Consider the following 8326-nt stretch of genomic DNA (forward strand, 5'->3'; position numbering starts at 1 on the left):
ACACATCGAAGGAGATGTGCGATGAGCACACACAGCAGTGAGTCCAGGCGCACCCGCCGCGCTCTCGGCCTCGGCGCCGCCGTGGTCGCCATGAGCCTCGGCCTGGCCGGCTGCGCCGGGGAACCGGCCGCGGACGGCCCGGTCACCCTGGAGTTCTGGACCTGGTCGCTGAAGGAGGCCGACCCCGCCGCGCAGGCGATCGTCGAGCAGTACGAGGCTGAGAACCCCGGCGTCACGATCAAGCTCTCCGAGGTGGGCGGCACGCCCGAGACGTCGTCGAAGCTGCTGGCGTCCGACCGCGCCGACGAGGCGCCCGACGTCGTGCAGGTCGAGTACCGCGCGCTGCCGTCGCTGGTCACCGCGGGCGTGGTCCGGGACATCACCGAGGACGTCGAGCCGAACCGCGACGCCGTGGCCGACAACATCTGGGCGCTCAGCACGCTCGGCGACCAGGTCTACGGCGTGCCGCAGGACATCGGGCCGATGATGCTCACCTATCGCACGGACCTGTTCGAGAAGTACGGCGTCGAGCCGCCCGCCACGTGGGCGGAGTACGCGGAGGCCGCCGAGAAGATCCACGCCGCCGACCCCGACGTGTACCTCGCCAGCTTCTCGGCGACACAGCTCGAGTTCTTCGCGGCGCAGGCGGCCCAGGCCGGAGCGCAGTGGTGGGGCACCGACGGCGACGCGTGGTCGGTCGGCATCGACGGCGAGGCCTCGCTGGAGACCGCCGACTACTGGCAGGACCTCGTCGAGCGCGACCTGCTGTCGGTCGAGCCGCTGCTCACACCGGAGTGGAACGCCAAGGTCAACGACGGCAAGATCCTGAGCTGGGCGGCCGCCGCCTGGGCGCCGAGCGTCATCTACTCGGTGGCGCCCGACACCGCGGGCAAGTGGGCCTCGATCCCGCTGCCGCAGTGGACGCCGGGCGACGCGTCCGTGCCGTTCCTCGGCGGCTCCACCTACCTCGTGCCCGAGAAGTCCGAGCACGCCGAGGAGGCCGCGAAGTTCGCCGCGTGGCTCGGCGCGTCCGACGAGGGCTCGAAGCTCCTGCTCACGCTCGACCTGTACCCGGGCGGCAACGCGGGCCGCGAGGCCACGCTCTCGAACGACCCGCCGCGGCTCATGCCGCAGCAGAAGGACTTCTACGAGGTGGCCGACCAGGTCATCGACGACACGACCATCCCGGTCGTGTGGGGGCCGAACGTCAACGTCGCCACCAACGCCTTCGGCGACGCCCTGAACGAGGCGGCGCTCGGCGGCACGTCGTTCCGCGACGTGTACGGCACCACTCAGACGGCAGTCGTCGCGGACCTGGAGAAGTCCGGGTACACCGTCGAGAACCCATGACCGCCGTCGCACCAGTCCGCAGGCGCGGGAGCCGGGGCCGCGAGCTGACCCCCTGGCTGTTCGCGGCCCCGGCGATCGTCCTGTTCGTCTGCTTCCTGCTCGTCCCGATCGGGTACGCGCTGTACCTGAGCTTCCGCGGGCTCCGCCTGGAGGGCGCGGGAGCGTTCGGCCGGCGCACCGAGGGGTTCGTCGGGCTCGAGAACTACGTCGCGGCGCTCACGAACCCCGAGCTGCTCGCGGGGTTCGGCCGGTCGCTCGTCTACGGCGCGATCGCCGTCCCGAGCGTGCTCGGCCTGGCCCTGCTGTTCGCGATCCTGCTCGACACCCCGCGGGCGCGGCTGACGAGCTTCTCGCGGACGGCGATCTTCATCCCGTACGCCGTGCCCGGCGTGATCGCGAGCCTGCTGTGGGGGTTCCTCTACCTGCCGAGCACCAGCCCGGTCAGCTACGTCGCGCGGGAGCTCGGCGGCAGCAACCTCGACTTCTTCGCCTACCCCACCCTGTACTTCGCGCTCGCGAACATCGCGCTGTGGTCGGGGGTCGGCTTCAACATGATCATCATCTACACCTCCTTGCGGGCCATCCCGCAGGAGATCTACGAGGCGGCGCGGATCGACGGCGCGAACGAGTGGGCCATCGCCTGGCGCATCAAGATCCCGCTCGTCTCGCCGGCCCTCGTGCTGACCGGCCTGTTCTCGGTGATCGGCACGGTGCAGCTCTACAGCGAGCCCGCCACGCTGCGCCCGTTGGCGAGCACTATCTCGTCCACCTGGGTGCCGCTCATGGCGATCTACCAGGAGGCGTTCGGCAACGACAACCTGGGCGGCGCCGCCGCGGCGTCCGTGCTCCTCGCTGTCGGCACCCTCGTCGTCTCGCTGGTCATCCTGCGCTTCTTCCAGCGCCGAACGTTCGGAGACGCCTCATGAGCACCAGCACGGCCACGCGGCGTCCGACGGCGTCCCGCACCGGGCCCGGCATCACGACCCGACGTCGGAAGACGTTCGCCCCGGCCGCCACGATCGTCCTGCTCGTGGGCGCCCTCTACTGCCTGGTCCCCGTGGCCTGGGTGGTGGTGGCGGCCTCCAAGTCGCCCCGCGAGCTGTTCACCAGCTTCTCGTTCCTGCCCGGCACCGGCCTCGCCGACAACCTCGTCAACCTGGCCACCTACGGCGGCGGGGTGTTCTGGCAGTGGGGCGTCAACAGCATCGTGTACGCGGGGGTCGGCGCGGTCGCCTCGACAATCGTGTCGGCGATGGCGGGCTACGCGCTGGCCAAGTTCCGGTTCCGGGGGAGCAACACGCTGTTCGCCGCGATCCTCGCGGGCGTCCTCGTGCCGGGCATCGTGCTGGCGATCCCGCAGTACCTGCTGCTGGCGCAGCTCGGCCTGGCCGGGACGATGTGGTCGGTCCTGCTGCCGTCGATCATCAACCCGTTCGGGATCTTCCTGTGCCGGGTGTTCGCGCAGGCGGCCGTCCCGACCGACACGCTGGAGGCGGCGCGGCTCGACGGCGCGAACGAGGCGCGGATCTTCACCACCATCGTGCTGCCGATGATGGCCCAGGGCCTGGTCACGGTGTTCCTGCTGCAGTTCGTGGGCATCTGGAACAACTTCCTGCTGCCGTTCATCATGCTTTCCGACCAGCGGCTGTACCCCATCACCCTGGGGCTGTACTCGTTCCTGTCGAAGGGCGCCGGGGACTCCGACCTCTACCCGCTCGTGATCGCGGGGTCGGCCGTCTCCGTCATCCCGCTGATCCTGATGGTGCTGCTGCTCCAGCGGTTCTGGCGGGCGGACCTGCTGGCCGGCGGGCTCAAGGGATAGCGGGCGTCAGCCGAGCACGCCCAGGTGCAGGGCCCGCAGCACGGCGTTGGTGCGGTCCCTGGCCGAGAGCTTGAGCAGGATGGTCGAGACGTGGTTCTTGACCGTGCCCTCGACCAGGGACAGCGCGCCGGAGATCTCGCGGTTGGTGTACCCCTCGGCCATCAGCCGCAGCACCTCGAGCTCGCGGCCGGTCAGCCGCTGCGCCGGCACCGCCTCGGCGCCGTTCGCCGGCGGCACGGCGCGGATCGCGCGCAGCATCCGGTCCGTGATCGACGGCGCCACGAGCGTCCCGCCGCCGGCCAGGGCGTGCACGGCCCGCGTGAGCTGCTCGACCGTCACGTCCTTGAGCAGGTACCCGCGCGCGCCGGAGCGCAGGGCGTCCAGCACGAGCGTGTCGTCGTCGAACGTGGTGAGCACCAGCACGGGGACGTCGCTGCCCTGCTCGCGCAGCCGGGCCAGCGTCCAGAGGCCGTCGTGGCGGGGCATCCGCAGGTCCAGCAGGATCACGTCCGGCCGGGTCGCGGCGATCACCTCCAGCGCGGCCGCGCCGTCGTCGGCCTCGCCCACCACGTCGACGTCGGCGATCTCCAGCAGCGCCCGGATGCCGTGCCGCACCAGGGTCTGGTCGTCGACGATGACGACGCGGGTCACGTCGGCACCCGCGCTCACGTAGGCACCCCCGCTCACGTCGGCACCCCCGCTCACGTCGGCACCCGTGCCGTGACCCGGAAGCCGTCGGCGCCGTCGAACTCGACGCCGCCGCCCAGGGCCTCGAACCGTTCGGCCAGGCCGCGCAGCCCGTTGCCGGGCACCAGCTCGCGGAACCCGCGGCCGTCGTCCAGCGCGGTCAGGACCACGCCGTCCTGCCCGGCCGCCACGTCGATCCGCAGGGCGCTGGCATCGGCGTGGCGCAGGGTGTTCGTGACGATCTCCTGCACGGCGCGCACCAGGGCCGCCGTCTGCTCCTCGTCCACCTGCACGTCCGGCCCCACGTCGATCGACACGTCCAGGTCGGGCAGGTCGCGCACCACCTGCCGGAAGGCCTCGGCCAGGTCCGCCGACGCCGTCCGCAGCTCGCCGACCGTCGTCCGGACGTCGGCCAGCAGGTCCCGGGCCACCCGGTTTGCCCGCTCCACGTGGTCGCGCGCCTGTGCGCCGTCGCGGTGCCGCGCCGCCTCCAGCTCCAGGGTGAGCACCGTGAGCTGGTGGCCGATGAGGTCGTGCAGGTCGCGCGAGATCCGCAGTCGCTCCGCCGTCCGCGCGGACTCCGTGAGCAGGGCCGACGCCGCCCGCAGGTCGACGTGCGCCTGGCTCAGCTCGCGGCGCAGCCGCTGCTCGCGGACGAGCGTCATCGAGCTCAGCAACGTCGCGAGCTGGATGAGCAGGTAGAAGCCGACGCCGACGAGGGCGTCGGCGAGCCCGTCGCCCCGCTGGATCACGAGCACGACCAGCACCACGGTGTTCAGCCCGACGACGACAAGACCCGCCCGCAGCGGAGCGACGTAGACGCTGACGCTCGCGATGACGACCAGCAGCACCGGCATGAGGCCGACCTGTGGCGCGGTGAGCACCACCGCCCAGGACGCGACGACGGCGGTGCCGAACAGCGCGTGCCGCAGCAGGTCGGCCCGCTCGCGCACCAGGGCGCCCAGCAGGGTCACCATCACGAGGACGAACAGGGCGATCCACCAGCCGCGCGGGACGGACGTCGCCGCGTGCCCGAACAGCACCGGCCCGGCCAGGGCCAGCGCGACCACGAGCATCGCGAGCCCCGACCACTCCTCCGTCCCCAGCCGCCGCATGACAGCCACCCTACGATCGGGGCGCCGGACCCCGCCCGTGCCGAAAGTCATGGTTCACAACCCTGACCAACGGCACAGGTGTGCGCCCGGGCCGGCCACCTAGCGTCGTCGGACATGAGCAGCGACACGAACGGGAGCGGCACCGGCGGGCGCGTGCCGGCCATCGAGGCCGAGAACCTCGGCAAGCGGTACCGCGACAAGGTCGCGGTCGACGGGCTGAGCCTGCGCGTCGGCGTGGGCGAGGTGCTCCGGATCCTCGGCACCAACGGCGCGGGCAAGACCACCACGGTCGAGATGATCGCCGGGCTGCGCCGGCCGGACCGGGGGAGCGTCCGCGTGCTGGGCCTCGACCCGCGGCGCGACCGGGCCCGGGTGCGGCAGGTGGTCGGCGTCCAGCTCCAGCAGGCCTACCTGCACGGCGCCCTGACCGTGGCCGAGCTGGTCGGGCTCTACCGCGGCTTCTACCCCGACCCGCGCCCGGCCGGCGAGCTCCTCGACCTGGTGGGCCTGACGGAGCAGCGCCGGGTGCGCTTCGAGAAGCTGTCCGGTGGCCAGCAGCAGCGCCTGTCCATCGCCCTCGCGCTGGTGGGGCGGCCGCGTGTCGTGATCCTCGACGAGCTCACCACCGGCCTCGACCCGCGCGCCCGGCGCCGCATGTGGGCCACGGTCGAGAGCCTGCGCGCCGACGGCGTGACGATCGTGCTGGTCAGCCACGCCATGGAGGAGGTCGAGCGGCTCTGCGACCGGGTCGCCCTGCTCGACGCCGGCCGGCTGGTCGCCGTCGGCCCGCCGGGGGAGCTGACCGCGCGAGCGGGCGCGGACACCCTCGACGACGCGTTCGTCGCCCTGACCGGAAAGCCGCTGGAGGCAGCCGAATGAGCATCCCCGCCGCCACCACGATCGCCGTCCACCGGCCCGGCCCGCGGGCCTGGCTGAACCTCTTCGTGTGCGAGGCCAAGATGGTCGCGCGGGACACCGCGGGCCTCGTCGTGCCGCTCGGCCTGCCGCTCCTGATCCTGCTGACGAGCGCCCCGTCGGCGGGCGACCAGGTCGTGGTCAACGGGTTCTCCGCGCTGGAGGCGTACGTGCTGCCGCTGGTGCTGACCATGGTGCTCGCCACCATCGGCGTCATCAACATGCCGAGCTTCCTGGCGTACTACCGCCGCACCGGCATCCTGCGCCGCCTCTCGGTTACCCCCGCCTCGCCGGCCATGGTACTCGTCGCCCAGGTCGTCGTCAGCGTGCTGCAGGCGCTCCTCGGGCTCGGCCTGGCCGTCGCCGTCGCGTTCCTCGCGTTCGGCGCCCGGCCGCCGGAGCACCTCGCGACGGCGGTCGGCGTCTACGTCCTGGCCATGGCGGCGATGTACGCCGTCGGCATGATCGTGGCCGCCGTCGCGCCCACCCCCAACTCGGCCGTCGCGATCGGCCTCGTCGGGTTCTTCGCGCTCGGCGCCGTGGGCGGCATGTTCGGCGGGCTCGCCGGGCTGCCCGAGCCGGTCGCCGCCGTCGGCGAACGGCTGCCCTTCGGTGCGGCGGTCCAGGCGCTCGCCGCGGCGTGGGTCGGTGTGGCCGTCGAGCCGGCGCACCTGATCAGCCTGGGTGTGACGGTCGTCGTCGGCAGCGTCACCGCGGCGCTGCTCTTCCGCTGGGACTGACGGCCGTCAGCCCCGTGCGGCAGGGGCAGGGGCGACGGCGGTCAGGCCGCGGAGCTCGGCGAGCACCCCGCGCTCGATCTCCACGATGGAACGGGTCTCGCCCGGGGCGATCCACTGGGTGAAGGAGACGCCGAACACCGTGGCCGCGGATTCGGCGGCGAGGGTGGCCGCCGGCTCCGTGACGCCGCGGGTCCGCAGCGCGTCGCGGAGCGTCGTGGCCAGCACCGACATCTTGTGCCGCTCGCGCTCCTGCAGCGCCGGGTTCTGGTCGATGACGCTCTGCCGCAGCCGGGAGTGGTCGCGCCGCTCGCCGGGGAAGAACTGCGCCGCCGACTCCAGCGCCGCGCCGACCAGCTCCATGGGCGCCGCATCGTCCGGCGCCGCTGCGACCCCGGCGAGGAACGCATCGACCAGCAGCTCCTGCCCGTGGAACAGCGCCTCGCGCTTGTCGCTGAAGTGCCGGAAGAAGGTGCGCTCGGTCAGGCCGACGGACTGCGCGATCTCCGCGGCCGTCGTCTGCTCGTAGCCCTGGCTCGCGAAGAGCTCCAGCGCAGCGGCCTGCAGTCGTTCGTTCGTCCCGGGCTGCCATCTGACCATGGCTCCAGTCTAGGTGATGACAGGGGCTGACGTCACGCGTATGGTGATGTCTGTGACTGACAACAGTCACTGACATCACTGGAGGTTCACCATGCAGGTTTTCGTCACCGGAGCATCCGGCTGGATCGGGTCGGCGGCCGTCGACGAGCTGCTCGCGGACGGCCATGCCGTCACCGCGCTCGCCCGGTCCGACGCGTCCGCGGCCGCGCTGGAGGCCAAGGGGGTCCGCGTGCAGCGCGGCGACCTGGACGACCTCGACGGCCTCCGCCGCGGCGCCGACGCCGCCGAGGCGGTGCTGCACCTGGCCAACAAGCACGACTTCGCGAACCCGGCCGCGTCGAACGCGGCCGAGCGGGCCGCCGTGCAGACCTTCGCCGACACCCTCGCCGGCTCGGGCCGGGCGTTCCTGTTCGCGGCGGGCACCGCCGGGCTGGCGCAGGGCCGGCCCGCCACCGAGGCGGACACCTCGTCGTCCTACGGCCCCGACTCGCCGCGCGGTGGCGCCGAGAACCTGGCGCTGGAGTACGTCGACCGCGACGTGCGCGTCGTGAGCCTGCGCTTCTCGCCCACGGTGCACGGCGCGGGAGACCACGGCTTCATCTCCGTGATCTCGGACGTCGCCCGCCGGCAGGGCGTGTCCGGCTACCCGGGAGAGGGCACCAACCGCTGGGCCGCCGTGCACCGCTCCGACGCCGCCCGGCTCGTCGCCCTCGCCGTGGCCAAGGCGCCGGCCGGCGCACGGCTGCACGCCGTGGCCGAGGAGGGGGTCACGAGCCGCGAGATCGCCGAGGCGATCGGTGCCTTCCTCGACCTGCCGGTCACCTCGGTCGCGCCCGACGACGTCCCGGAGCACTTCGGCTGGATCGGTGGGTTCTTCGGCCTGGACGGCTCCGCGACGAGCACCGCGACGCAGGAGCTGCTCGGCTGGACGCCGACCGGCCCGACGCTGGTCGAGGACATCACGGCGGGCGCGTACTCGACGCCGTCGGGGCGGTAGGGGCGGCGTCCGCTCGTGGAGCGCGAGGCCAACCCAACCCTCCCCTCCGGCCCCACCCCTCCCTCCCCTTTGAGGCCCGGGTTTCTTCGCTTTGAGCCAGCTC

The 8326-nt window shown here is 72.7% G+C and carries 9 protein-coding genes; 6 read left to right on the top strand and 3 right to left on the bottom strand.

Annotation, left to right across the window (positions count from 1 at the left end):
- Window positions 1–21: 21 nt before the first annotated feature.
- The 3 genes from ACFWEJ_RS08655 to ACFWEJ_RS08665 are packed head-to-tail and all read left to right on the top strand — an operon-like array spanning window position 22 to window position 3172.
- Window positions 22–1350, top strand: a complete 1329-nt coding sequence (locus tag ACFWEJ_RS08655; protein ID WP_377228795.1) for an ABC transporter substrate-binding protein — start codon at window positions 22–24, stop codon at window positions 1348–1350.
- A complete protein-coding gene (locus tag ACFWEJ_RS08660) occupies window positions 1347–2276 on the top strand; it encodes a carbohydrate ABC transporter permease (protein ID WP_377228796.1) in 930 nt (309 codons plus the stop codon). Before ACFWEJ_RS08655 ends, ACFWEJ_RS08660 begins: the two co-directional genes overlap by 4 nt.
- Window positions 2273–3172, top strand: coding sequence for a carbohydrate ABC transporter permease (locus ACFWEJ_RS08665; protein WP_377228797.1), 900 nt, complete (start codon window positions 2273–2275; stop codon window positions 3170–3172). Before ACFWEJ_RS08660 ends, ACFWEJ_RS08665 begins: the two co-directional genes overlap by 4 nt.
- Before the next feature lie 6 nt (window positions 3173–3178).
- On the opposite strand, the gene ACFWEJ_RS08670 is transcribed toward ACFWEJ_RS08665, so the two are convergent.
- Window positions 3179–3859: a response regulator gene (locus tag ACFWEJ_RS08670; RefSeq protein ID WP_377228798.1), complete on the bottom strand. Its 681-nt coding sequence runs from the start codon at window positions 3857–3859 to the stop codon at window positions 3179–3181.
- Between the two features lie 14 nt (window positions 3860–3873).
- Window positions 3874–4974 carry a sensor histidine kinase gene (locus tag ACFWEJ_RS08675; protein ID WP_377228799.1) on the bottom strand — a complete coding sequence of 367 codons (1101 nt, stop codon included), beginning with the start codon at window positions 4972–4974 and terminating at the stop codon, window positions 3874–3876.
- Between the two features lie 114 nt (window positions 4975–5088).
- Here ACFWEJ_RS08675 and ACFWEJ_RS08680 point away from each other — a divergent pair, with 114 nt between their 5' ends.
- Both ACFWEJ_RS08680 and ACFWEJ_RS08685 read left to right on the top strand, forming a co-directional pair.
- Window positions 5089–5853 carry an ABC transporter ATP-binding protein gene (locus ACFWEJ_RS08680; protein ID WP_377228800.1) on the top strand — a complete coding sequence of 255 codons (765 nt, stop codon included), beginning with the start codon at window positions 5089–5091 and terminating at the stop codon, window positions 5851–5853.
- Window positions 5850–6629 (top strand): ABC transporter permease, encoded by a 780-nt coding sequence (locus ACFWEJ_RS08685; protein ID WP_377228801.1) that lies wholly within the window; start codon window positions 5850–5852, stop codon window positions 6627–6629. Before ACFWEJ_RS08680 ends, ACFWEJ_RS08685 begins: the two co-directional genes overlap by 4 nt.
- A 6-nt stretch (window positions 6630–6635) precedes the next feature.
- Here ACFWEJ_RS08685 and ACFWEJ_RS08690 read toward each other — a convergent pair whose 3' ends face one another.
- Window positions 6636–7226: a TetR/AcrR family transcriptional regulator gene (locus tag ACFWEJ_RS08690; RefSeq protein ID WP_377228802.1), complete on the bottom strand. Its 591-nt coding sequence runs from the start codon at window positions 7224–7226 to the stop codon at window positions 6636–6638.
- A gap of 91 nt (window positions 7227–7317) precedes the next feature.
- Here ACFWEJ_RS08690 and ACFWEJ_RS08695 point away from each other — a divergent pair, with 91 nt between their 5' ends.
- Window positions 7318–8223 carry an SDR family oxidoreductase gene (locus tag ACFWEJ_RS08695; protein WP_377228803.1) on the top strand — a complete coding sequence of 302 codons (906 nt, stop codon included), beginning with the start codon at window positions 7318–7320 and terminating at the stop codon, window positions 8221–8223.
- Window positions 8224–8326 lie beyond the last annotated feature (103 nt).

It is taken from the genome of Promicromonospora sp. NPDC060204, from assembly GCF_042728455.1.
Taxonomy (GTDB): domain Bacteria; phylum Actinomycetota; class Actinomycetes; order Actinomycetales; family Cellulomonadaceae; genus Promicromonospora.

Excerpts from the sequence above, each read along its gene's own strand:
- ACFWEJ_RS08685 (WP_377228801.1), top strand. The coding sequence starts at position 5,850 with ATGAGCATCCCCGCCGCCACCACGATCGCCGTCCACCGGCCCGGCCCG.
- ACFWEJ_RS08690 (WP_377228802.1), bottom strand. The coding sequence starts at position 7,226 with ATGGTCAGATGGCAGCCCGGGACGAACGAACGACTGCAGGCCGCTGCG.
- ACFWEJ_RS08695 (WP_377228803.1), top strand. The coding sequence starts at position 7,318 with ATGCAGGTTTTCGTCACCGGAGCATCCGGCTGGATCGGGTCGGCGGCC.
- ACFWEJ_RS08665 (WP_377228797.1), top strand. The coding sequence starts at position 2,273 with ATGAGCACCAGCACGGCCACGCGGCGTCCGACGGCGTCCCGCACCGGG.
- ACFWEJ_RS08655 (WP_377228795.1), top strand. The coding sequence starts at position 22 with ATGAGCACACACAGCAGTGAGTCCAGGCGCACCCGCCGCGCTCTCGGC.
- ACFWEJ_RS08680 (WP_377228800.1), top strand. The coding sequence starts at position 5,089 with ATGAGCAGCGACACGAACGGGAGCGGCACCGGCGGGCGCGTGCCGGCC.
- ACFWEJ_RS08675 (WP_377228799.1), bottom strand. The coding sequence starts at position 4,974 with ATGCGGCGGCTGGGGACGGAGGAGTGGTCGGGGCTCGCGATGCTCGTG.
- ACFWEJ_RS08660 (WP_377228796.1), top strand. The coding sequence starts at position 1,347 with ATGACCGCCGTCGCACCAGTCCGCAGGCGCGGGAGCCGGGGCCGCGAG.